Here is a 24,063-nt window from a genome sequence, read left to right as displayed (position 1 = left end):
TTCCGGCGGTGCCAATGGACGTTTCTTACCTGCTCGACAGCCTTAATGACAAACAGCGTGAAGCCGTTGCGGCATCACGTACTAACATGCTGGTTCTGGCAGGCGCGGGCAGCGGTAAGACGCGCGTACTGGTACACCGCATCGCCTGGCTGCTGAGCGTTGAGCACTGTTCCCCTTACTCCATTATGGCGGTGACCTTTACCAACAAAGCGGCGGCGGAAATGCGCCATCGTATTGGCCAACTGATGGGTACCACCCAGGGCGGTATGTGGGTCGGCACTTTCCACGGGCTGGCGCACCGGCTGCTGCGCGCTCATCACCTTGACGCCAACCTGCCGCAGGACTTCCAGATCCTCGACAGCGAAGACCAGCTGCGCCTGCTCAAGCGTCTGATTAAGGCGATGAATCTCGATGAGAAGCAGTGGCCGCCGCGTCAGGCGATGTGGTACATCAACGGCCAGAAAGATGAAGGGCTGCGCCCGCACCATATACAGAGCTACGGTAACCCGGTTGAGCAGACCTGGCAGAAAGTTTATCAGGCCTACCAGGAGGCCTGCGATCGGGCGGGGCTGGTGGATTTCGCCGAACTGCTGCTGCGCGCCCACGAACTGTGGCTCAACAAGCCGCACATTCTTCAGCACTACCGCGAGCGCTTTACCAATATCCTGGTGGACGAATTTCAGGATACCAACAACATTCAGTACGCGTGGATCCGCCTGCTGGCGGGCGATACCGGCAAGGTGATGATCGTCGGCGATGACGATCAGTCCATTTACGGCTGGCGCGGCGCGCAGGTGGAGAACATCCAGCGCTTCCTCAACGATTTCCCCGGCGCGGAAACTATCCGCCTCGAGCAAAACTATCGCTCGACCAGCAATATCCTCAGCGCGGCCAACGCCCTGATTGAAAACAACAGCGGGCGCCTGGGGAAAAAGCTGTGGACCGACGGCGCCGACGGCGAGCCGATTTCGCTCTACTGCGCGTTTAACGATCTTGATGAGGCGCGCTTTGTCGTCAACCGCATCAAAACCTGGCAGGAAAACGGCGGGGCGCTGGAGCAGTGCGCGATTCTGTATCGCAGCAACGCCCAGTCGCGCGTGCTGGAAGAGGCGCTGCTGCAGGCCAGCATGCCGTATCGTATTTATGGCGGCATGCGCTTCTTCGAACGCCAGGAGATCAAAGATGCGCTCTCCTATCTGCGTCTGATCGCCAATCGTAATGACGACGCGGCCTTTGAGCGCGTGGTGAATACCCCGACGCGCGGTATCGGCGATCGCACGCTGGACGTGGTGCGCCAGACCTCGCGCGACCGTCAGCTGACGCTGTGGCAGGCCTGTCGCGAGCTGTTAAAAGATAAAGTGCTTGCCGGACGCGCCGCCAGCGCCCTGCAGCGTTTTATGGAGCTCATTGACGCCCTGGCGCAGGAAACCGCCGATATGCCGCTGCACGTGCAGACCGATCGGGTGATTAAAGACTCCGGCCTGCGCATGATGTACGAGCAGGAGAAAGGCGAGAAAGGCCAGACGCGCATTGAAAACTTAGAGGAGCTGGTGACGGCAACGCGCCAGTTCAGCTACAACGAAGAAGATGAAGATTTGATGCCGCTGCAGGCGTTCCTCTCGCATGCGGCGCTGGAAGCGGGAGAAGGGCAGGCGGATACCTGGCAGGATGCGGTACAGCTGATGACCCTGCACTCGGCGAAAGGGCTGGAGTTCCCGCAGGTCTTTATCGTCGGCGTGGAAGAGGGGATGTTCCCGAGCCAGATGGCGCTTGATGAGGGCGGCCGCCTGGAAGAAGAACGCCGTCTGGCCTACGTCGGCGTCACCCGCGCGATGCAGAAGCTCACGCTGACCTATGCGGAAACCCGCCGCCTGTATGGCAAAGAGGTTTATCACCGTCCGTCGCGCTTTATCGGCGAGCTGCCGGAGTCGTGCGTGGAAGAGGTGCGGCTGCGCGCCACGGTGAGCCGTCCGGTCAGCCATCAGCGGATGGGGACGCCGATGGCGGAAAACGACACCGGCTATAAGCTGGGCCAGCGCGTGCGCCATGCCAAGTTTGGCGAAGGCACGATCGTGAACCTCGAAGGCAGCGGCGAACACAGCCGCCTGCAGGTTGCGTTTCAGGGGCAGGGGATTAAATGGCTGGTCGCGGCGTATGCCCGGCTTGAAACAGTGTAACAGTAAGAAAAGTATCATTATTTTGTAATATTCTGCTACCTTTATACGTTAAGGAGCTTGATTTGCTCTTTAGCGTTCCGTTGCGTGTTGACGCCGTTTTTGCGCTGGCGTAACATGCGCGCACGATTACGCTAAGAGGACATTCGCCTTGGACACACCCAGTAGATGCTGGCTCAATTTCCTGCCCATCAGGAACAACTCCTAAGGCTATCCTCTTATGCTGATAGCCTTAGCGGTTGTCGGCGACCCGTTCTATTCCCGTCGCTCTGAGTCAGGCTTAATGGTCTGAAACCCAAATTGTTTCTGTGTGCCCACCGAACTGTCCGATAATTTTTTGCATTGGGAGTCCCGGTCATGCTGAGCGCATTTCAACTGGAAAACAATCGTTTAACGCGTCTGGAAGCCGACGAGATCAAGCACCTCGCCAGTTCGGTGTGGGTCGATCTGGTCGAGCCTGACGACGATGAACGAAGCCGCGTGCAAACGGAATTGGGCCAGAACCTGGCGACGCGCCCGGAGCTGGAAGACATCGAAGCGTCAGCGCGTTTCTTTGAGGATGAAGACGGCCTGCATATCCACTCATTTTTCTTTTTTGAAGATGCTGAGGATCACGCCGGTAACTCTACCGTAGCGTTTACTATCCGCGAAGGGCGTCTGTTCACCCTGCGCGAACGGGAGCTGCCCGCTTTCCGCCTGTATCGCATGCGCGCCCGCAGCCAGTCGATGGTGGACGGCAACGCTTACGAGCTGCTGCTGGACCTGTTCGAAACCAAAATCGAGCAGCTGGCGGATGAAATTGAAAACATCTATAGCGACCTGGAAAAGCTCAGCCGGGTGATCATGGAAGGTCGTCAGGGCGATGATTACGACGAGGCGCTCTCGACGCTGGCGGAGCAGGAAGATATCGGCTGGAAAGTCCGCCTGTGTCTGATGGATACCCAGCGCGCGCTGAACTTCCTCGTGCGCAAAGCCCGCCTTCCGGCCGGTCAGCTGGAGCAGGCGCGTGAGATCCTGCGCGACATCGAATCCCTGCTGCCGCACAACGAATCGCTGTTCCAGAAGGTTAACTTCCTGATGCAGGCGGCGATGGGTTTTATCAACATCGAGCAGAACCGCATCATCAAGATCTTCTCGGTGGTCTCCGTGGTGTTCCTGCCGCCGACGCTGGTGGCTTCCAGCTATGGCATGAACTTTGAGTTTATGCCTGAACTGCACTGGAGCTTTGGCTATCCCGGCGCGATTGTCTTTATGATGCTCGCCGGCCTGGCGCCGTATCTGTACTTTAAGCGTAAAAACTGGCTGTAAAAAAAGGAGCTTCGGCTCCTTTTTTGCGTACCAGCTTGGCTTTATGCCCTACGCGTACGGCGTATTGTGTAAACCGCATCCATCACGAAAATCGCCAGCGCCACCCAGATAAAGGCGAAGGTTACCATTTTATCCGCGCCCGGCACTTCGCCGTAGAAGGTTACCGCCAGCAGGAACATCAGCGTCGGGCCGATATACTGGAAAAATCCCAGCGTGGAGAGGCGCAGACGCGTCGCCGCGCCGGTAAAGCACAGCAGCGGGATGGTGGTGACCACGCCCGCCGCCATCAGCAGCAGGTTCAGCGACCACGGATTCTGCCCCATGTGGCTGGTCGGGCTATCGGCAATACCAAACAGATAAATCGCAGCGACCGGCAGCAGCCAGAGCGTCTCAAACAGCATCCCGGTTTGCGCATCCACGGCGATCTTTTTACGCAGCAGGCCGTAAAAAGCGAAGCTGAACGCCAGGCCCAGCGCGATAATCGGCAGCGAGCCGAAGGTCCAGAGCTGTACCAGCACGCCGCAGGCGGCCAGCAGCACCGCCAGCCACTGCATCCGGCGAAAGCGCTCCCCGAGGAAGATCATCCCCAGCAGAATATTCACCAGCGGATTGATAAAATAGCCCAGGCTGGCTTCCAGCATATGATGGTTATTCACCGCCCAGATAAACAGCAGCCAGTTGCCGCCCACCAGCACCGCAGAGAGCGCCAGCAGGAACACCTTTTTCGGCGTTTTCAGCAGCCTTTTGACCTGCGGCCACTGACGGCTGATGCTGATCAGCGCGACCATGAAAAAGAAGGACCAGATCACGCGGTGAGTCAGAATTTCATCGGCGGGAACATAGTAGATAAGCTTGAAGTACGCCGGCGCGATACCCCAGATAAAATAGGCGGCCAGGGCCAGAAGAATCCCCACCCGCGTTTGTTTAGCGTCCATCGGTACAAATCCATTGCCAAAGAGAGAGATGTTACTCGATTTAGGCCGATCAACCCACCATATACGTCGCCGTGGCGCTGGCGATATACACCTGCTCTTCGTTATGCAGCTCGACGCGGGCCACCGCCACTTTATTACCGGCGCGCAGCAGGCTGCTGGTAGCGGTAAAGCGTTCCCCGCGGCCCGGACGCAGGTAGTCGACGCGCAGATCGATAGTGCCCATCCGCGACAGGCGCTGGCGCAGCTCTTCTTCATTGATGGTGTCGTGGCGAGTCAGCGTGCTGCCGACGCATACCAGCCCCGCAGCGACGTCCAGCGCTGAGGCGATCACGCCGCCATGTAAAATGCTCTGCGCCCAGTTGCCCACCATCATCGGCTGATTGTTGAAACTCAGCTGGGCAAACTCCTTTTCATAGCGCTCCAGCTCCAGCCCTAAGGCACGATTAAACGGCATATGGTAGACGAAGATCTCTCCCACCAGCTTCAGGGCGGCGGCGGCGGTCAGTTCAGACATAACAACACTTCCATAAGTTAATGAAATGTTGATTTTATGCTTCTAAAATATTGATTTCTACTTTAAGAACGGATAACAGGTCAGATGCCGCATAAATAGGTAGAATGCTGCCTGGGTTAAACAGAAATAATAAATATCCATCCAGGAGAACAGCAATGCGTATCTCTTTGGCCTGCCTGCTGGCGCTTGTTGCGCTTCCGGCCGGCGTTCTGGCGCAGGACGCGCCGGTGAATAAACAGGTCCACGACGCTCCGGTCGTTCGCGGGAGCATTATCGCCAACCTGTTACAGGACCATGATAATCCGTTCCTGCTCTATCCCTACGAGAGCAACTATCTGCTCTATACGTGGACCAGCGATCTCAATAAAGAAGCGATTCGTAGCTACGACTGGGCCGAAAATGCGCGTAAAGATGAAGTGAAGTTCCAGCTCAGCCTGGCGTTTCCGCTGTGGCGAGGGATCCTCGGCGAGAATTCGCTGCTGGGCGCTTCTTATACGCAAAAATCCTGGTGGCAGCTCTCCAACAGCAAAGAGTCCGCGCCGTTTCGCGAAACCAACTATGAGCCGCAGCTGTTCCTCGGGTTTGCGACCGATTACTCGTTCGCCGGCTGGACGCTGCGCGACGTTGAGATGGGTTATAACCACGACTCTAACGGCCGTTCCGATCCCACCTCCCGCAGCTGGAACCGCCTCTATACCCGGCTGATGGCGCAAAACGGCAACTGGCTGGTTGAGGTGAAGCCCTGGTACGTGATTGGCAGCACCGACGATAATCCGGATATCACCAAATATATGGGGTATTACCGGCTGAAAGTGGGCTATCAGCTGGGCGACGCCATCCTCAGCGCCCAGGGGCAATATAACTGGAATACCGGCTACGGCGGCGCCGAGCTTGGGGTGAGCTATCCGATCACCAAACACGTGCGCGTCTATACTCAGGTCTATAGCGGTTATGGCGAGTCGCTCATCGATTACAACTTCAATCAGACCCGCGTCGGCGTAGGGCTGATGCTCAACGATCTGTTTTAATCGTTGCACTCTGGCTCTCAGGCGCTGAAAATAGCGCCTGTTTTCTTTTCAGGCATATGGGGTCAACGTGGCGCAGGCGGAAGTATTGAATCAGGAATCGCTGGCTAAGCAGGTTTTACAAGAGACCTTCGGCTACCAGCAGTTTCGCCCGGGCCAGGAAACCATTATCGATACGGCGTTGGCCGGGCGCGATTGCCTGGTGGTGATGCCAACCGGCGGCGGCAAGTCGCTGTGTTATCAGGTTCCGGCGCTGGTGCTGGGCGGTCTCACCGTCGTGGTGTCGCCGCTTATTTCCTTGATGAAGGACCAGGTCGATCAGCTGCTGGCTAACGGCGTGGCGGCGGCGTGTCTGAATTCAACCCAGAGCCGGGAGCAGCAGCAGGAGGTGATGGCTGGCTGCCGCAGCGGGCAGATTCGCCTGCTGTATATCGCCCCGGAGCGCCTGATGCTGGATAACTTCCTTGAGCATCTTACGCACTGGAATCTGTCGATGGTGGCGGTGGACGAGGCGCACTGTATTTCCCAGTGGGGGCACGATTTCCGTCCGGAATACGCCGCGTTAGGGCAGCTGCGCCAGCGGATACCGCAAATCCCGTTTATGGCGCTGACCGCCACCGCCGATGACACGACGCGTCGCGACATTGTTCGCCTGCTGGATCTAAACGACCCGCTCATTCAGGTCAGCAGCTTCGACCGACCCAACATCCGCTATATGCTGATGGAGAAGTTTAAGCCGCTGGATCAGCTGATGCGCTACGTGCAGGACCAGCGCGGTAAGTCGGGTATTATCTACTGCAATAGCCGCTCAAAAGTGGAAGACACCGCCGCTCGCCTGCAAAGCCGCGGCATCAGCGCCGCGGCCTATCACGCCGGGCTGGAAAACCATATCCGCGCCGACGTGCAGGAGAAATTCCAGCGCGACGACCTGCAAATCGTGGTGGCGACGGTAGCCTTCGGTATGGGTATCAACAAACCGAACGTCCGTTTTGTGGTGCATTTCGATATCCCCCGCAATATTGAATCCTATTACCAGGAGACCGGCCGCGCCGGGCGCGATGGGCTGCCTGCCGAGGCGATGCTGTTTTACGATCCGGCGGATATGGCGTGGCTCCGACGCTGCCTTGAGGAGAAACCCGCCGGGCCGCTGCAGGACATTGAACGCCATAAGCTCAACGCGATGGGGGCCTTTGCCGAAGCGCAAACCTGCCGCCGTCTGGTGCTGCTCAACTACTTTGGCGAGGGGCGCCAGGAGCCCTGCGGCAACTGCGATATCTGCCTCGATCCGCCGAAACAGTACGACGGTTTAATGGACGCGCGTAAGGCGCTGTCGACGATTTACCGCGTCAATCAGCGCTTTGGTATGGGCTACGTGGTGGAAGTGCTGCGCGGCGCCAATAACCAGCGTATTCGCGATATGGGGCACGACAAGCTGCCGGTCTACGGCATTGGGCGCGAACAGAGCCACGAGCATTGGGTCAGCGTGATCCGTCAGCTTATTCATTTAGGCCTGGTTACGCAGAATATAGCCCAGCACTCTGCGCTACAGCTTACCGAGGCCGCGCGTCCGGTCCTGCGCGGCGACGTGACGCTACAGCTTGCCGTGCCGCGTATTGTGGCGCTGAAGCCGAAAGCGATGCAGAAATCCTTTGGCGGTAATTACGATCGCAAGCTGTTCGCCAAGCTGCGCAAACTGCGTAAGGCGATTGCCGACGAAGAGAATATCCCGCCCTACGTGGTGTTTAACGATGCGACGCTAATTGAAATGGCCGAGCAAACGCCGCTGACGGCCGGGGAGATGCTCAGCGTCAACGGCGTTGGCACGCGTAAGCTCGAGCGTTTTGGTAAAGAGTTTATGGCCCTGATCCGCGCGCACGTGGATGGCGATGATGAGTAGTCAGCCAGACGAAAAAGTGTAAATATAGTTTTCGTCCTGACTATTTCCCTGCGAGTTAATTATGTTGACGCTTTTTTTCACCGTGGCGCTGGTGCATATCATTGCGCTGATGAGTCCTGGCCCGGACTTCTTCTTTGTTTCACAAACCGCCGTTAGCCGCTCCCGCAAAGAGGCGATGATGGGCGTGCTGGGGATCACCTGCGGAGTAATGGTATGGGCGGGCGTAGCGCTGCTCGGCCTGAACCTGATTATCGAGAAGATGGCCTGGCTGCATACCATTATTATGGTCGGCGGCGGTCTGTATCTGTGCTGGATGGGCTTCCAGATGCTGCGCGGCGCGCTGAAAAAAAGCGAAGCGGCAGCGGCGGTAGAGCCTCAGGTCGAACTGGCGCGCAGCGGCCGGAGCTTCCTGAAAGGGCTGCTGACCAATCTGGCTAACCCAAAAGCGATTATCTATTTTGGCTCCGTGTTCTCGCTGTTTGTCGGCGACAGCGTCAGTTCCGGCGCGCGCTGGGGGATTTTCCTGCTGATTGTTCTGGAGACGCTGGCCTGGTTTACGGTGGTCGCCAGCCTGTTCGCCCTACCGGGCATGCGCCGCGGCTATCAGCGGATGGCGAAGTGGATCGACGGCATTGCCGGTACTCTGTTTGCCGGGTTTGGTATTCACCTGATTATTTCGCGCTAAGCGTTCTGCGGCCCGCCCAAGGGTTATGGGCGGGCCGGATATTAATGACGCAGCTGCTGCAAATCGTCGGACGTCAGACCGGTCATTTCCATAACCGCAGTAGTATCAATGCCCCGCTCGAGCATGGCCTTTGCGACGTTAAGAAGCGCAGCGCGTTTACCCTCTTTTATGCCTTCCTTAATGCCCTTCTGCATACCTTCCTCAAGCCACTTTTCTGCCAGAGTCATCAGTACACCTCCATGTTGCGGCACCCGCTGTGCCAGCTCATATAATAGCGGCCGAACATCCTGCTCTTCTCCCCCCTGGGCCATATATTTTATCAGTACGGTAATTTGCTGTTTATCTATACATCAGGCGTGGCGCGCAGAGGCCAGCAGGGCGCCGACCAGCATAAACAGCGATCCAAAAACCTTGTTTAGCGCTTTCATCTGTTTCGGCCCCTTGATCCACGCGGCGATGCGCTGCGCCAGCGTGGCGTAGCCAATCATCACGATAATATCGACCACGATGGTGGTGACGCCGAGCACGAGGTACTGCATCACCTGGGGCTGGTGCGGCACGATAAACTGCGGGAAGAGCGCGGCGAGGAACACGATGCTTTTTGGGTTGGTCAGGTTGACGAACACCGCGCGCTTAAAGAGTTTGCCGCGGCTCTGCGCTTGCGCAAGGGTATTCAGATCGAGAGAACCCGCGGCTCGCCACTGCTGAATGCCGAGCCAGATAAGATAAGCGGCGCCCGCCCATTTCAGGATTTCAAAGGCCAACAGCGAACGGGAAAAAAGCGTACCCAGGCCAACGCCCACCAGCACGATATGAATGCCGAGCCCGGTCTGTAGCCCGGCAATAGAAGCCGCCGCGCCGCGATAACCGTGGTTGATTGAGGTGGTCATGGTATTTATCGCCCCGGATCCCGGCGACAGGCTGAGAATAAGAGATGTCAGCAGATAGGCAAACCACCACTCGAACGTCATGAGAAACTCCCTGATTGTCTGTTTTTATGCCACAATACGCTATTGTGTAAGCATTGTGTGATGCACGATAAAAAAACGATTTTCAGCGGTTATCAGGGGTGTAAGCCCGATGTTTTTGCAGCAAAAGGACTGGGAAACACGAGAAAACGCGTTTGCGGCCTTTACCATGGGGCCACTGACCGATTTCTGGCGTCAGCGGGAAGAGGCTGAATTTACGGGCGTGGATAACGTTCCGGTGCGCTTTGTTCGCTTCTGCGCCAAAAGTCATGACCGGGTCGTGGTTATTTGTCCGGGTCGCATTGAAAGCTACGTTAAGTACGCCGAACTGGCTTACGATCTTTTCCGCAGCGGTTTTGACGTGATGATTATCGATCATCGCGGCCAGGGGCGCTCCGGACGCATGCTTTCAGATACCCACCGCGGGCACGTCGTTAATTTCAGCGATTACGTTGACGATCTCGCCGCGTTCTGGCAGCAGCAGGTGGCACCCGGACGCTGGCGGAAACGGTTTATACTGGCCCACTCCATGGGCGGCGCTATTGCGACGCTATTTTTGCAGCGCTACCACCAGCATTGCGACGCGATGGCGCTCTGTGCGCCGATGTTCGGCATCGTTATGCGCCTGCCTGACTGGATGGTGCGCCATATTCTCGATTGGGCTGAGGGCCATCAGCGCATTCGTGAAGAGTATGCCCTCGGTACCGGCCGCTGGCGGGCGCTGCCCTTTGCGGTTAACGTACTGACGCACAGCCGTCAACGCTATCGCCGCAACCTGCGCTTTTACGCCGATGAGCCGCAGCTGCGGGTCGGCGGGCCGACGTTCCACTGGGTGCGCGAGGGGATCCTCGCCGGCGAAGAGGTGCTGGCCGGTGCGGAGAAAGACGTCACGCCAACATTATTGCTCCAGGCGGAAGAAGAGCGGGTGGTCGATAACCGTATGCACGATCGCTACTGTGAACTTCGCGCCGCTGGCGGTCATCCCTGTGAAGGGGATAAGCCGTTTGTCATAGAAGGGGCATACCATGAGATCCTTTTTGAAAAGGACGCAATGCGCTCGGTCGCGCTAAACGCTATCGTCGATTTTTTTGGTCGACACACTTAATCCGGCGAAACGCTCGTCGCCCTGCTTAGAGGTTAAAATTTTTATGTACCAGGTTGTTGCGTCTGATTTAGATGGCACGCTGCTTTCTCCCGATCACTGCTTAACTCCCTACGCCAAAGAGACGCTGAAGCTGCTTACCGCACGCGGTATCAACTTCGTGTTCGCGACCGGCCGCCACTACATCGATGTTGGGCAAATTCGCGATAATCTCGGCATTAAATCCTATATGATCACCTCGAACGGCGCTCGCGTGCACGATAGCGAAGGGAAGCAGATCTTCGCCCACAACCTTGACCGCGATATCGCCGCCGACCTGTTCGAAATGATGCGTAACGATCCGGCGATTGTGACCAACGTCTATCGTGAAGATGAGTGGTATATGAATCGCCATCGTCCGGAAGAGATGCGCTTCTTCAAAGAGGCGGTGTTTAACTACAAGCTGTACGAGCCGGGCGAGCTGGATCCTGAAGGGATCAGCAAAGTCTTTTTCACCTGCGATAATCATGAGCATCTGCTGCCGCTGGAGCAGGCGATCAACGCCCGCTGGGGCGATCGGGTGAACGTGAGCTTCTCTACCGTTACCTGCCTCGAAGTGATGGCGGGCGGCGTGTCGAAAGGGCATGCGCTGGAGGCCGTGGCGAAAATGCTCGGCTATAGCCTGAAAGAGTGTATCGCCTTCGGCGACGGTATGAACGATGCGGAAATGCTGTCAATGGCGGGCAAGGGCTGCATTATGGCCAACGCGCACCAGCGGCTGAAAGACCTGCATCCTGAGCTGGAAGTGATCGGCAGCAACGTCGATGACGCCGTTCCCCACTACCTGCGTAAACTCTATCTTGACTAAAAAAGATTGACGATTGTTTAATTAATAAGCAGTCGTCAACCTGTCACTTCGCTACAATGCGTGTTCTTTACTCTATGAGACATTCATTGTGGCGCTACTGATTATCACCACCATTCTGTGGGCCTTTTCCTTTAGCCTGTATGGCGAATACCTGGCAGGCCACGTCGACAGCTATTTTGCGGTGCTGGCGCGCGTTGGCCTGGCGGCGCTGGTGTTTTTGCCCTTCCTGCGCACCCGCGGGCAGAGCCTGTCAACCATCGGCCTGTATATGCTGGTGGGGGCGATGCAGCTCGGCATTATGTATATGCTGAGTTTCCAGGCCTATCTGTACCTGACGGTATCGGAGCTTCTGCTGTTTACCGTCCTGACGCCGCTCTATATCACGCTGATTTACGATGTGATGAGCCGCCGTCGCCTGCGCTGGGGCTACGCCTGTAGCGCGCTGCTGGCGGTAATCGGCGCGGGCATCATCCGTTATGACCAGGTGACCAACCATTTCTGGACCGGTTTGATCCTGGTTCAACTCTCCAACATCAGCTTCGCGATTGGCATGGTGGGATATAAGCGCCTGATGGAAACGCGTCCGATGCCGCAGCATAACGCCTTCGCCTGGTTCTACATCGGGGCGTTTCTGGTGGCGGCGGTTGCCTGGTCGATGCTGGGTAACGCGCAGAAAATGCCGCAAACTTCGCTACAGTGGGGCATCCTGGCCTTTCTTGGCGTGGCGGCATCCGGGATTGGTTACTTTATGTGGAACTACGGCGCCACCCAGGTGGATGCCGGTACGCTCGGCATCATGAACAATATGCACGTGCCTGCCGGGCTGCTGGTGAACCTGGCCATCTGGCAGACGCAGCCCCGCTGGCCGAGCTTTATTATTGGCGCTCTGGTGATCCTGGCCTCGCTATGGGTCCATCGACGTTGGGTCGCTCCGCACTCCGCACAAACGGTAAATGATCGCAAGCGTGGTTCCGCGCTGAGCGAATAAACGCCTCGGTAACCGGCTGGCGCTGCTCGCCGTCGCGCACCGCGGCGTACAGTCGGCTCCACAGTCCCTCGCCCAGGGTTTTGGTCACCACCAGGCCCTGGCGCTCAAAGCTTTCCACGACCCAGTGCGGCAGGGCGGCGATGCCCATTCGCGCCGCCACCATCTGAATTAACAACAGCGTATTGTCGACGCTCTTCAGCTGCGGGCTAATCCCGGCAGGCTGCAGGAAGTGACGCCAGATATCCAGACGTGCGCGCTGGACCGGATAAATCAGCAGCATTTCGGTCGCTAAATCCTCGGGCGCGATGCGCGCCTTTGTCGCCAGCGGATGATCCGGCGCCATCACCAGGCGTACTTCGAAATCAAACATTGGCGAATAGTGCAGTCCGCTGCGCGGCAGGATATCGGAGGTCATCACCAGATCCAGCTCGCCCTGCTGCAGGCCCGGCTGTGGGTCGAAGATCACCCCGGACTGAAAGTCCACCTCCACATGCGGCCAGCGGGCGCGGAAACTCTCCAGCGCCGGCGTGAGCCACTGAATACAGCTATGGCATTCGATGGCGATACGCAGCCGGGTTTGCTGCGGCTCATTGCAATCCTGCAGGGCGCGGCTGATTTGCGGCAGGACCTGATTGGCCAGCTGCAGCAGGATCTCTCCCTGCGGAGTAAAGCGCAGCGGCTGACTTTTACGTACAAACAGACGGAAGCCGAGGCGCTGTTCCAGATCGCTGAACTGGTGGGACAAGGCGGATTGGGTCTGGTGCAGGGCCGCCGCCGCGCCTGCCAGAGAGCCGCTATTCCGCAACGCCTGTAGCGTTTTCAGGTGTTTAATTTCGATCATGAAAGTCCTTCACTTCGGCATGAATAATTTGCGCTTGAGGAATATACAGTAACTGCCAATTATGGATGTGTAAACATCTGGACGTCTAAATCCTTTATCTTTCGAATTTATGGCAGCGTTGGCTGCACTTCCTCACCCCAGTCACTTACTTCAGTAAGCTCCTGGGGATGAGCAAGTTTGCCGCCTTCCCTAAATCCGAAATCTTTCGGATTGCAATTATGAGGCTCAAAAAATGACAATTATTAACCACACCCTCGGTTTCCCTCGCGTTGGCCTGCGCCGCGAGCTGAAGAAAGCGCAAGAAAGCTACTGGGCGGGCAATACCAGCCGCGAAGAACTGCTGGCCGTTGGCCGCGAACTGCGCGCTCGCCACTGGGAACAGCAGAAGCAGGCGGGCATTGACCTGCTACCGGTGGGCGATTTCGCCTGGTACGACCATGTTCTGACCACCAGCCTGTGGCTTGGCAACGTGCCGGCTCGTCATCAGAACAAAGACGGCTCCGTTGATATTGATACCCTTTTTCGCATAGGCCGCGGCCGCGCGCCGACCGGCGAACCGGCCGCGGCGGCGGAAATGACCAAATGGTTTAACACTAACTACCACTACATGGTGCCGGAATTTGTGAAGGGCCAACGGTTCAAACTGAGCTGGACCCAGCTGCTGGATGAGGTGGACGAAGCGCTGGCGCTGGGCCACAAGGTGAAGCCTGTTCTGCTGGGGCCGGTCACCTACCTGTGGCTCGGTAAGGTGAAAGGCGAGCCGTTCAACCGCCTGAGCCTGCTGAACGATATTCTGCCGGTTTACCAGCAGGTGCTGACTGAACTGGCAAAACGCGGCGTTGAGTGGGTGCAGATTGATGAACCGGCGCTGGTGCTCGAGCTGCCGCAGGCGTGGCTGGACGCCTTCAAACCGGCTTACGCGGCCCTTAGCGGTCAGCTTAAGCTGCTGCTGACTACCTACTTTGAAGGCATTACCGATAACCTCGACACCATCACCGCACTGCCGGTACAGGGCCTGCATGTGGATCTGGTCCACGGCCAGGACGATGTCGCCGAACTGCATAAGCGCCTGCCTGCCGACTGGCTGCTCTCCGCGGGGCTGATCAACGGCCGCAACGTCTGGCGCGCCGATCTGAGCGAGAAATACGCGCAGGTTAAAGATATCGTCGGCAAACGTGAACTGTGGGTAGCCTCTTCCTGCTCCCTGCTGCACAGCCCGATCGATCTGAACGTGGAAACGCGGCTCGATGCCGAAGTGAAGAGCTGGTTTGCCTTCGCCCTGCAAAAATGCCGGGAGCTGGCGCTGCTGCGCGATGCGCTGAACAGCGGCGACACCGCGGCGATTGCTGACTGGAGCGCGCCGATCCAGGCACGTCGCCAGTCAACCCGCGTGCACAACGCTGCGGTAGAGAAGCGTCTGGCGGCCATTACCGCTCAGGACAGCCAGCGTCAAAGCGTCTACGAAGTTCGCGCCGAAGCGCAGCGCGCCCGCTTTAAGCTGCCGGCCTGGCCAACCACCACCATCGGCTCCTTCCCCCAGACCACCGAGATCCGCGGCCTGCGTCTGGACTTCAAAAAGGGCAATCTCGATGCTAACCGCTACCGCACCGGCATCGCCGAACACATTAAGCAGGCGATCGTTGAGCAGGAGCGACTGGGGCTGGACGTGCTGGTACACGGTGAAGCCGAGCGTAACGATATGGTGGAATACTTCGGCGAACACCTGGACGGCTTTATTTTCACGCAGAACGGCTGGGTACAGAGCTACGGCTCCCGCTGCGTCAAACCGCCGGTGGTCGTCGGAGATATCAGCCGCCCGGAGGCGATCACCGTCGAGTGGGCAAAATACGCTCAGTCCCTGACCGACAAACCGGTAAAAGGCATGCTGACCGGCCCGGTGACCATTCTTTGCTGGTCCTTCCCGCGTGAGGACGTCAGCCGTGAAACGATTGCGAAACAGATAGCCCTCGCGCTGCGCGATGAAGTGGCGGATCTGGAAGCCGCCGGTATCGGTATCATCCAGATCGACGAACCGGCCCTGCGGGAAGGCCTGCCGCTGAAGCGTAGCGACTGGGATGCGTATCTGGCATGGGGGGTGGAAGCTTTCCGTATCAATGCTGCGGTGGCGAAAGACGACACGCAGATCCACACCCATATGTGCTATTGCGAGTTCAACGACATCATGGATTCCATCGCCGCGCTGGATGCGGACGTGATTACCATCGAAACCTCGCGCTCTGATATGGAGCTGCTGGAGTCGTTCGAAGCGTTCGACTACCCGAATGAAATCGGGCCGGGCGTGTACGACATTCACTCCCCGAACGTGCCGAGCGTGGAGTGGATTGAAGCGCTGCTGGAAAAAGCCGCGCAGCGTATCCCGGCAGAGCGCCTGTGGGTGAACCCGGACTGCGGCCTGAAAACCCGCGGCTGGACGGAAACGCGCGCCGCGCTGGCCAACATGGTCAAGGCCGCGCAAAACCTGCGCCAGGCGTAATATAAATCACACTTGTGGGAGGCCCCGGCCTCCTTTTTTGGTTTCTTCTCTTCGCTGGCAAAACCGAATGTGAAGAACTGTTCGGCGTGAGGCGGCAGCGTCTGGACAACGTCCACCCGCTCCCGGCTGTTGCTCAGGACGGATGTCTTTGACTACAGTTAAGCGTTCCCTGAACCGAAGCTGTGATAACTCTCCTGAGGTGAAAGATGATTGAACACCACGATCAAAAAGGGTATTTGCGTTTTGCCATTAATCTGGGTAATCCGGTGCTTACGACACTGCTGCCGGATGGCTCTCCGGGGGGGGATTACCGTCGAGCTGGCAAAGAAACTGGCTGCAGAGAGCCAGCGCGAAGCGCGGTTTGTGACCTGGCCGACGGCCGGGCAGGTAGTTGACGCGGCGCTGCAGGATCAATGGGATATCGCCTTTCTGGCTATCGACCCGGCGCGGGAAGATAAGCTTCGCTTTACGCCATCCTACGTCACTATCGAAAGCTCGCTGATGGTGAAAAAAGAGAGCCAGATTCAATCGGTTCAGGAGATGGACCGCGCAGGCGTGGTGATTAACGTGGGCAAAGGCGCGGCCTACGAGCTGTATCTGATTCGCACGCTGCAGCATGCAACGATGCGCCAGTACGCCACCTCACAGGAGGCTATTCAGGCATTTATCAACGGCGAAGGCGATTGGGTGGCCGGTATTCGCCAGCCTCTGGAGAAAGCCGCGCAGGAGAATCCGCAGTTTCGCGTTCTGCCCGACAGCTTTAGCCAGATACACCAGGCGATATGCGTACCGCGCAATGCGACGCAGCACTATGAATTTATTTGCCGCCGCCTCTCTTCCTGGATAGCGGACGGTACTATTGCCGGGATGGTGAGCCGCCATATCGGCAATAGCTGATCGTTAACCGCGCTTACCGCCATACTGCGCAAACCAGGCCAGCATCCGCTGCCAGCCGTCTTTTGCCGACTCTTCATGATAGCTGGCGCGATAGTCGGCATTAAAAGCGTGGTCGGCGTGCGGGTAAACCACGATTTCCGCCGTGGCGTTGGCCGCCCGCAGCGCCTGACGCATCGTTTCCACCGTGTCCTGCGGGATGCTGTCATCTTTCGCGCCATAAAGCCCTAACACCGGCGCGTTAAGATCGACGGCAATATCGACCGGATGCTTCGGCGAATTCAGCGTTTTCTCGCCTACCAGCTTGCCGTACCAGGCGACGGCGGCTTTTAACTGCGGATTATGCGCAGCGTACAGCCAGGTAATACGCCCGCCCCAGCAGAAGCCGGTAATCAGCAAGCGATGAGCATCGCCGCCGTGGCGGTAGGCCCAGCTGGCCACGTGATCGAGGTCGGCCAGCACCTGAGAATCCGGCACCTTTTTGACCAGTCCCTGGAACAGAGAAGGGATGTCGCTGTAATCATTAGGATCGCCCTGGCGGAAATAGAGCTCCGGTGCGATAGCCAGATACCCCTCCTTTGCCAGACGGCGGCAGATATCGCGGATATGTTCATGCACGCCGAAAATTTCCTGGACCACGATAACGACCGGCAGCGGACCGTCGACGCCGCGCGGGCGAGCATGGAACGCCGGCATGTTATCTCCCTGTGAAGGGATGGATGTCTCCCCGGAGACGATGTTCTCATCTGATGTGTGAACGGCAGTTGAGGCGTGCGGCGTGGCTGCAGGTGCAAAGCCGGTTTGCTTAATTGTCGTCATGGTATTCTCCGTACCCTCAATTTATTAGCGCATCAATAACTATAGCTGCTCTGGACAGGACGTTAATCAAACACAGTGCCCGAAACAGGCTATCTTTTGTTCAGGCTTCTGCGATTTAGCTTGTTAATGTGATGTATATCACTCTTTTATGGAAAGTTATTGCAATGAATTTCATTCATGGTGATTGTGGTCACAAAATTGAGCCGACAGCTTCTGTAAAGTACCGTTTTGCTTCTGCTGATAATTCGACCCACAGAGGAGTTTTTTATGTCCAAGTCTGATGTTTTTCATCTCGGCCTCACCAAAAACGATTTACAAGGGGCTACGCTGGCTATCGTCCCTGGCGATCCGGAGCGTGTGGAAAAGATCGCCGCGCTGATGGATAAGCCGGTTAAGCTGGCATCTCACCGTGAATTCACCACCTGGCGCGCTGAGCTGGATGGTAAAGCAGTGATTGTCTGCTCTACCGGTATCGGCGGCCCATCGACCTCTATCGCCGTGGAAGAGCTGGCCCAACTGGGCATCCGTACCTTCCTGCGCATCGGTACCACCGGCGCCATTCAGCCGCATATTAATGTCGGCGACGTTCTGGTGACGACCGCGTCCGTCCGTCTGGACGGCGCAAGCCTGCACTTTGCGCCAATGGAGTTCCCGGCGGTGGCTGACTTTGAATGTACTACCGCGCTGGTTGAAGCGGCGAAGTCTATCGGCGCGACCACCCATATCGGTGTCACCGCCTCTTCCGACACCTTCTATCCGGGCCAGGAACGTTACGATACCTTCTCCGGCCGCGTTGTTAGCCGTTTTAAAGGCTCGATGGAAGAGTGGCAGGCGATGGGCGTGATGAACTATGAAATGGAATCCGCCACGCTGCTGACGATGTGCGCCAGCCAGGGCTTGCGCGCCGGGATGGTTGCCGGAGTTATCGTCAACCGTACCCAGCAGGAAATTCCGAACGCGGAAACCATGAAGCAAACCGAAAGCCACGCGGTGAAAATTGTCGTGGAAGCGGCGCGCCGCCTGCTGTAGTTACCCTTTCTTCTGCCAGGGGTCGGACTCTCCGGCCCTTCTTTTTTGCGTAGCGCCTCGCAGGAAAACCCTTTCAAACTGGACGTTTGTACAGCACAATTCTATTTTGTGCCGTAAGTCGTTGCCGCAGGGGGCTTTGTGGATATCTCAATTATTATTAGCGCCGTTGTGGCGCTGGCCGTCGGGCTGATTGTCGGCTGGCTGGCGACCAAAGCGCACGCCGATCAAATTCGCGCCGATCTTATCGATGAGCGGCGCGAGCTGGATATTGAGCTGAGCGCGGCCCGCCAATGTCTGGTGCAGGAGTCACACTGGCGAGAAGAGTGTGAACTGCTCAATAACGAACTGCGCAGCCTGCGCGATATCAACGCCTCGCTGGAAGCCGATCTTCGCGAAGTGACCACCCGACTTGAATCCACTCAGCTGCATGCGGAAGACAAAATTCGCCAGATGGTTAACAGCGAGCAGCGTCTTAGCGAACAGTTTGAGAATCTGGCAAATCGCATTTTTGAGCACAGCAACCGGCGGGTGGATGAGCAGAATCGCCAGAGCCTGCACGGCCTGCTGACGCCGCTTCGCGAACAGCTGGATGGCTTTCGTCGGCAGGTGCAGGATAGCTTTGGCCAGGAAGCGCGGGAGCGCCATACTCTGGCCCATGAAATCCGCAATCTTCAGCAGCTGAATGCGCAAATGGCCCAGGAGGCGCTAAACCTGACGCGCGCGCTCAAAGGCGATAACAAAACCCAGGGCAACTGGGGCGAGGTGGTGTTGACCCGCGTGCTGGAAGCGTCCGGACTGCGGGAAGGATATGAATATCAGACCCAGGTCAGCATCGAAACGGACAATCGCGCGCGGATGCAGCCCGATGTGATTGTCCGTTTACCGCAGGGGAAAGACGTGGTGATCGATGCCAAGATGACCCTGGTGGCCTATGAGCGCTATTTCAACGCCGAAGATGATTACACCCGTGAAGCGGCGCTGCAGGAGCATATCGCTTCGGTACGCAACCATATGCGCCTGCTGGGGCGTAAAGACTACCAGCAGCTGCCGGGGCTGCGTTCGCTCGACTACGTTCTGATGTTTATCCCGGTAGAACCCGCCTTCCTGCTGGCTATCGATCGTCAGCCGGAACTCATTAGCGAAGCGCTGAAGAACAACATCATGCTGGTGAGCCCAACCACGCTGCTGGTGGCGCTGCGGACTATCGCCAATCTTTGGCGCTATGAGCATCAGAGCCGTAACGCGCAGAAAATTGCCGAAAGAGCGGGGCGGCTGTATGACAAGATGCGCCTGTTTGTCGATGATATGTCCGCCATCGGGCAGGGCCTGGATAAAGCTCAGGATAACTACCGCCAGGCGATGAAAAAGCTCGCCTCCGGACGAGGTAACCTGCTGGTACAGGCGGAATCATTCCGTGAGCTGGGCGTGGAGGTTAAGCGTGAGATTAATCCTGAGTTAGTTGAACAGGCGACGGCCCAGGATGAAGAATACCGCCTTGCGCAGGGGGGTAACCCGCCGGGAGATAACGATATTTTATCCGATCCTACGGCTACTGCCATGTTTGGGGGCGGCTCCCGGCCACGTTGAAGCGTATGGGAAGTGCGCTAAACCTGTTACACTCAACGAACATTTTCTTGATAAGCAAGCAGGCATTGAGATGGTTGAGGATTCACAAGAAACGACGCATTTTGGCTTTCAGACTGTCGCCAAAGAGCAGAAAGCTGACATGGTGGCGCATGTATTTCATTCTGTGGCCGCAAAATATGACGTAATGAACGACCTGATGTCGTTCGGTATTCATCGTTTGTGGAAGCGTTTCACCATCGACTGCAGCGGCGTCCGCCGCGGGCAAACCGTATTGGATCTGGCTGGTGGTACCGGCGATCTGACGGCGAAATTCTCTCGCCTGGTGGGTGAAACCGGCCGCGTGATGCTGGCGGACATCAACGACTCTATGCTGAAAATGGGCCGCGAAAAGCTGCGTAACATTGGTATTGTCGGCAACGTGGAATACGTCCAGGCAAACGCTGAAGCGCTGCCTTTTGCAGACAACACCTTTGATTGCATTACGATTTCTTTCGGTCTGCGTAACGTGACCGACAAAGAAAAAGCGCTCCGCTCAATGTATCGCGTATTAAAGCCGGGCGGCCGCCTGCTGGTGCTGGAATTCTCAAAACCGATTATTGAGCCGCTCAGTAAAGCCTACGACGCCTATTCCTTCCATATCCTGCCGCGCGTGGGTGAGCTGGTTGCTAAAGATGCCGAAAGCTATCGTTATCTTGCTGAATCTATTCGAATGCATCCCGATCAGGACACGCTGAAAGGCATGATGCAGGACGCAGGGTTTGAAAGCGTCGACTACTACAACCTGACGGCAGGTATCGTTGCGCTACACCGCGGATATAAGTTCTGACAGGAGGGACGCTATGCCTTTCAAACCACTGGTTACCGCCGGTCTTGAGACGGTCCTTAACACCTTCCTCTGGCGCGATCGGGCGCTGAAACCCGCGCGCCAGCGCCTGCTGGGGAAAGTGCTGCGCATCGAGCTGCAAGAGCTTTCCGATCCTGTGGTGCTGGTTTTTAGCGAACGTCAGCTGGACGTGCTGGGCGCGTGGGAAGGTGAGGCTGACTGCACCGTACGAACCCGCCTTAGCGTGCTTCCGCAATTGCGCAATCGCCAGCAGCTTACCGCGCTGATTCGCAGCGGCGATCTTGAGGTGCAGGGCGACCTGCAGGTGGTGCAAAATACCGTCACGCTGTGCGATCTGGCAGAGTTCGATCCGGCTGAACTGCTCGCCCCGTATACCGGTGATGTGGTTGCGGAAGGCTTTAGTAAAGTATTCCGCGGCGGCGCTCGCTTTCTTCTGCATGGCGCTCAACGCCAGCAGCGCTATGTCGCGGAAGCGATTACCGAAGAGTGGCGCCTGGCGCCGGGGCCGCTGGAGCTGGCCTGGTTTGCAGAGGAAACCGCTGCGGTAGAACGAACCCTGGCCGCGCTGGAAAAACGGCTGGACACGCTGGAGGGCAAATGACGCCAGGAGAATTACGGCGCCTGTATTTTATCGTCCACACCTTTTTGAGCTACGGGCTTGATGAGCTCATTCCCAAAATGCGTATCACGCTGCCGCTGCGAATCTGGCGGCGGATGCTGTTCTGGATGCCCAACCGCCATAAAGATCGTCCTCTTGGCGAGCGACTCCGCCTCGCATTACAGGAGCTGGGGCCGGTGTGGATCAAGTTTGGCCAGATGCTCTCGACCCGTCGCGACCTGTTTCCGCCGCACATTGCCGATCAGCTGGCCATGCTGCAGGATCGCGTCGCGCCCTTTGACGGTCTGCAGGCCAAAAAGCAGATTGAGCAAGCCATGGGCGGCCTGCCGGTAGAAGCCTGGTTTGATGACTTCTCTGTTGAACCGCTCGCTTCCGCTTCTATTGCCCAGGTGCATACCGCGCGTCTGAAAGAGAACGGCAAAGAGGTGGTCATTAAGGTGATCCGCCCGGATATCGTGCCGGTTATCAAAGCGGATATGAAGCTTATCTACCGTCTTGCCCGCTGGGTGCCGCGTCTGTTACCGGACGGCCGTCGCCTTCGCCCGCAGGAAGTGGTTCGCGAATATGAAAAAACGCTGCTGGATGAGCTCAACCTGCTGCGTGAATCGGCTAACGCTATCCAGCTTCGCCGCAACTTCGACGAGAGCCCAATGCTTTATGTCCCGGAAGTTTATTCGGACTACTGTAGCGAAGGCATGATGGTGATGGAGCGGATTTACGGGATCCCGGTGTCCGACGTCGCCGCGCTGGAAGCGCAGGGAACTAACATGAAGCTGCTGGCCGAGCGTGGCGTGCAGGTCTTCTTTACGCAGGTTTTCCGCGACAGCTTCTTCCATGCCGACATGCATCCGGGCAATATTTTTGTCAGCCGTAATCATCCGGAAGATCCTCAGTACATTGGTATTGACTGCGGTATCGTCGGTTCGCTGAACAAAGAAGATAAGCGCTATCTGGCGGAGAACTTCATTGCCTTCTTCAACCGCGATTATCGCAAAGTTGCGGAGCTGCACGTTGATTCCGGCTGGGTTCCCGCGGATACCAACGTCGAAGAGTTCGAGTTTGCTATTCGTACCGTCTGCGAGCCTATCTTTGAAAAACCGCTGGCGGAAATCTCGTTTGGCCACGTGTTGTTGAACCTGTTTAATACGGCGCGACGTTTCAATATGGAAGTGCAGCCGCAGCTGGTTCTGCTGCAGAAGACATTACTTTACGTAGAAGGTGTAGGTCGCCAGCTCTATCCTCAGTTAGACTTGTGGAAAACGGCGAAACCGTTCCTTGAATCGTGGATCAAAGATCAGGTGGGCATTCCGGCTCTGGTGCGGGCGTTTAAAGAAAAAGCGCCGTTCTGGATCGAAAGAATGCCGGAAATACCTGAGCTGGTTTACCAGAGCCTGCAGCAAAGCAAGCAGCTGCAGAATAGCGTCGATACCATCGTGCGCGACATCCAGGTGCGGCACGTGCGCCAGGGTCAGTCCCGCTATTTGTTCGGTATAGGCGCGGTTTTATTACTGAGTGGTACGCTGCTATTCATTCATCGTCCCGAGTGGGGCATGATGCCAGGCTGGCTGATGGCCGCTGGGGTCGTAACCTGGCTTATCGGCTGGCGAAAGACGAACTGACGGCGGCCGCCTTTATCACTGCGCATAATGTGTATAATGCGTCCTAATAATTCATCATCTGTCATAGGGGAATGTGTATGGGTGGTATCAGTATTTGGCAGTTACTCATTGTTGTCGTCATCGTGGTTCTGCTTTTTGGGACAAAAAAGCTGAGCTCGCTCGGTTCAGATTTAGGGGCGTCGATCAAAGGCTTTAAAAAGGCCATGAGCGACGAAGAGAAACCGGAAAAATCCGCGCCGGATGCAGATTTCGCGGCGAAGACCCTTGCTGGTAAGCCGGATGATGCAAAGAAAGACGAGACTAAACGCCACGACAAAGAGCAGGTGTAATTCGTGTTCGATATCGGTTTTAGTGAGCTGCTGCTGGTATTCGTGATTGGCCTCATCGTTCTGGGGCCACAGCGACTACCGGTAGCGGTAAAGACGGTGGTGAGCTGGATCCGCACGCTGCGGTCGCTTGCGGCTACCGTACAAAATGAAATTACCCAGGAATTAAAACTGCAGGAGTTTCAGGAAAGCCTTAAAAAGGTGGAAAAGGCCAGCCTGGACAACCTGACGCCCGAGCTAAAAGCTTCAATGGATGAACTGCGTGAAGCGGCTGAATCTATGAAGCGATCCTACTCCGCCCACGATCCTGAAAAAGCCAGCGACGAAGCCAATACCATTCACAACCCGGTCGTAAAAGGGAGTGAAGAGCAGCGCAAGGACGTGACGCCAGCGACGGCTGAACATCAGGCCAGTGCGCCAGAGCATGCGCCTGACTCCGTGTCTGAAGAACTCCCCGCTTCGCAGAGTGAAATCCCGGCAGCGAAAGTGAAAGCTGCCGTGTCGGCTTCCGATTCCTCCTCCCCTGTACCGAGTGATAAACAGTAAAA

The 24,063-nt window shown here is 57.1% G+C and carries 22 protein-coding genes and 2 pseudogenes; 18 read left to right on the top strand and 6 right to left on the bottom strand.

The features are described 5' to 3' along the window. The first annotated feature begins 14 nt into the window (after window positions 1-14). The 3 genes from uvrD to corA all read left to right on the top strand — a co-directional run bounded on the left by uvrD (window position 15) and on the right by corA (window position 3,482). Window positions 15-2,177: a DNA helicase II gene (gene uvrD / locus FQK12_RS14130; RefSeq protein WP_014227469.1), complete on the top strand. Its 2,163-nt coding sequence runs from the start codon at window positions 15-17 to the stop codon at window positions 2,175-2,177. Between the two features lie 148 nt (window positions 2,178-2,325). Continuing rightward, window positions 2,326-2,382: a YsgD/CorL family protein gene (gene ysgD, locus FQK12_RS27995; protein WP_349817343.1), complete on the top strand. Its 57-nt coding sequence runs from the start codon at window positions 2,326-2,328 to the stop codon at window positions 2,380-2,382. Window positions 2,383-2,531: 149 nt separating this feature from the next. Then, window positions 2,532-3,482, top strand: coding sequence for a magnesium/cobalt transporter CorA (gene corA, locus FQK12_RS14125; protein WP_004097564.1), 951 nt, complete (start codon window positions 2,532-2,534; stop codon window positions 3,480-3,482). Window positions 3,483-3,523: 41 nt separating this feature from the next. Here the strand turns inward: corA and rarD are convergent, their stop codons facing one another. Continuing rightward, window positions 3,524-4,417, bottom strand: coding sequence for an EamA family transporter RarD (rarD, locus tag FQK12_RS14120; RefSeq protein WP_014227470.1), 894 nt, complete (start codon window positions 4,415-4,417; stop codon window positions 3,524-3,526). 49 nt (window positions 4,418-4,466) lie between these two features. Then, window positions 4,467-4,931 carry an acyl-CoA thioesterase YigI gene (gene yigI / locus FQK12_RS14115; RefSeq protein WP_004097567.1) on the bottom strand — a complete coding sequence of 155 codons (465 nt, stop codon included), beginning with the start codon at window positions 4,929-4,931 and terminating at the stop codon, window positions 4,467-4,469. Window positions 4,932-5,086: 155 nt separating this feature from the next. Between yigI and pldA the strand changes: the two genes are divergently transcribed. From pldA to rhtC, 3 genes are all read left to right on the top strand, one after another. Then, complete coding sequence (gene pldA, locus FQK12_RS14110; RefSeq protein WP_004097569.1) at window positions 5,087-5,959, top strand: phospholipase A; 873 nt, start codon at window positions 5,087-5,089, stop codon at window positions 5,957-5,959. 67 nt (window positions 5,960-6,026) lie between these two features. Continuing rightward, on the top strand, window positions 6,027-7,853 hold the full coding sequence (gene recQ / locus FQK12_RS14105; protein ID WP_004097570.1) for an ATP-dependent DNA helicase RecQ: 1,827 nt from the start codon (window positions 6,027-6,029) through the stop codon (window positions 7,851-7,853). 61 nt (window positions 7,854-7,914) lie between these two features. Beyond that, complete coding sequence (gene rhtC / locus FQK12_RS14100; RefSeq protein ID WP_004097571.1) at window positions 7,915-8,538, top strand: threonine export protein RhtC; 624 nt, start codon at window positions 7,915-7,917, stop codon at window positions 8,536-8,538. Window positions 8,539-8,579: 41 nt separating this feature from the next. Here the strand turns inward: rhtC and FQK12_RS14095 are convergent. Both FQK12_RS14095 and rhtB read right to left on the bottom strand, forming a co-directional pair. After that, a pseudogene (locus FQK12_RS14095) lies at window positions 8,580-8,876 on the bottom strand (ISNCY family transposase); the annotation flags it as partial. A gap of 12 nt (window positions 8,877-8,888) precedes the next feature. Continuing rightward, complete coding sequence (rhtB, locus tag FQK12_RS14090; protein WP_014227472.1) at window positions 8,889-9,509, bottom strand: homoserine/homoserine lactone efflux protein; 621 nt, start codon at window positions 9,507-9,509, stop codon at window positions 8,889-8,891. 109 nt (window positions 9,510-9,618) lie between these two features. On the opposite strand from rhtB, the gene pldB reads away from it, so the two are divergent. The 3 genes from pldB (at window position 9,619) to FQK12_RS14075 (ending at window position 12,443) form a co-directional block, all read left to right on the top strand. Further along, entirely contained in the window at window positions 9,619-10,611 is a 993-nt protein-coding gene (gene pldB / locus FQK12_RS14085) for a lysophospholipase L2 (protein ID WP_004097574.1), read from the top strand. 43 nt (window positions 10,612-10,654) lie between these two features. Continuing rightward, window positions 10,655-11,455, top strand: a complete 801-nt coding sequence (gene yigL, locus FQK12_RS14080) for a sugar/pyridoxal phosphate phosphatase YigL (RefSeq protein WP_014227473.1) — start codon at window positions 10,655-10,657, stop codon at window positions 11,453-11,455. Between the two features lie 88 nt (window positions 11,456-11,543). Further along, complete coding sequence (locus FQK12_RS14075) at window positions 11,544-12,443, top strand: carboxylate/amino acid/amine transporter (protein WP_014227474.1); 900 nt, start codon at window positions 11,544-11,546, stop codon at window positions 12,441-12,443. Here FQK12_RS14075 and metR read toward each other — a convergent pair. Continuing rightward, complete coding sequence (gene metR, locus FQK12_RS14070; RefSeq protein ID WP_014227475.1) at window positions 12,331-13,284, bottom strand: HTH-type transcriptional regulator MetR; 954 nt, start codon at window positions 13,282-13,284, stop codon at window positions 12,331-12,333. The genes FQK12_RS14075 and metR overlap by 113 nt on opposite strands. A 232-nt stretch (window positions 13,285-13,516) precedes the next feature. On the opposite strand from metR, the gene metE reads away from it, so the two are divergent. Together metE and FQK12_RS14060 are read left to right on the top strand one after the other, a co-directional pair. Next, window positions 13,517-15,778 carry a 5-methyltetrahydropteroyltriglutamate--homocysteine S-methyltransferase gene (gene metE, locus FQK12_RS14065; RefSeq protein WP_014227476.1) on the top strand — a complete coding sequence of 754 codons (2,262 nt, stop codon included), beginning with the start codon at window positions 13,517-13,519 and terminating at the stop codon, window positions 15,776-15,778. A gap of 206 nt (window positions 15,779-15,984) precedes the next feature. Then, window positions 15,985-16,675: pseudogene (locus tag FQK12_RS14060) on the top strand (transporter substrate-binding domain-containing protein). Between the two features lie 3 nt (window positions 16,676-16,678). On the opposite strand, the gene FQK12_RS14055 reads toward FQK12_RS14060, so the two are convergent. Beyond that, complete coding sequence (locus FQK12_RS14055) at window positions 16,679-17,491, bottom strand: dienelactone hydrolase family protein (RefSeq protein WP_004097582.1); 813 nt, start codon at window positions 17,489-17,491, stop codon at window positions 16,679-16,681. A 267-nt stretch (window positions 17,492-17,758) separates the two neighbouring features. On the opposite strand from FQK12_RS14055, the gene udp reads away from it, so the two are divergent. The 7 genes from udp (at window position 17,759) to tatB (ending at window position 24,061) form a co-directional block, all read left to right on the top strand. Then, window positions 17,759-18,520 (top strand): uridine phosphorylase, encoded by a 762-nt coding sequence (udp, locus tag FQK12_RS14050; protein WP_004097583.1) that lies wholly within the window; start codon window positions 17,759-17,761, stop codon window positions 18,518-18,520. A 138-nt stretch (window positions 18,521-18,658) separates the two neighbouring features. Beyond that, window positions 18,659-20,107 carry a DNA recombination protein RmuC gene (rmuC, locus tag FQK12_RS14045; RefSeq protein ID WP_014227478.1) on the top strand — a complete coding sequence of 483 codons (1,449 nt, stop codon included), beginning with the start codon at window positions 18,659-18,661 and terminating at the stop codon, window positions 20,105-20,107. A gap of 70 nt (window positions 20,108-20,177) precedes the next feature. Beyond that, window positions 20,178-20,933: a bifunctional demethylmenaquinone methyltransferase/2-methoxy-6-polyprenyl-1,4-benzoquinol methylase UbiE gene (gene ubiE, locus FQK12_RS14040; RefSeq protein WP_004097585.1), complete on the top strand. Its 756-nt coding sequence runs from the start codon at window positions 20,178-20,180 to the stop codon at window positions 20,931-20,933. A 13-nt stretch (window positions 20,934-20,946) separates the two neighbouring features. Beyond that, window positions 20,947-21,552, top strand: coding sequence for an SCP2 domain-containing protein (locus FQK12_RS14035; RefSeq protein WP_014227479.1), 606 nt, complete (start codon window positions 20,947-20,949; stop codon window positions 21,550-21,552). Continuing rightward, the gene (ubiB, locus tag FQK12_RS14030; protein WP_009651715.1) at window positions 21,549-23,189 is read left to right on the top strand and encodes a ubiquinone biosynthesis regulatory protein kinase UbiB; all 1,641 of its coding nucleotides are present in this window, start codon (window positions 21,549-21,551) and stop codon (window positions 23,187-23,189) included. Before FQK12_RS14035 ends, ubiB begins: the two co-directional genes overlap by 4 nt. Before the next feature lie 77 nt (window positions 23,190-23,266). Continuing rightward, window positions 23,267-23,518 carry a Sec-independent protein translocase subunit TatA gene (tatA, locus tag FQK12_RS14025; protein WP_014227480.1) on the top strand — a complete coding sequence of 84 codons (252 nt, stop codon included), beginning with the start codon at window positions 23,267-23,269 and terminating at the stop codon, window positions 23,516-23,518. Between the two features lie 3 nt (window positions 23,519-23,521). Continuing rightward, window positions 23,522-24,061: a Sec-independent protein translocase protein TatB gene (gene tatB / locus FQK12_RS14020; RefSeq protein ID WP_014227481.1), complete on the top strand. Its 540-nt coding sequence runs from the start codon at window positions 23,522-23,524 to the stop codon at window positions 24,059-24,061. Window positions 24,062-24,063: the final 2 nt, after the last annotated feature.

Origin of the sequence: Klebsiella sp. ME-303 (genome assembly GCF_007910085.1) — a bacterium.
Lineage (GTDB): Bacteria > Pseudomonadota > Gammaproteobacteria > Enterobacterales > Enterobacteriaceae > Klebsiella > Klebsiella michiganensis.
This window is presented reverse-complemented; position numbering and strand designations above follow the sequence as displayed.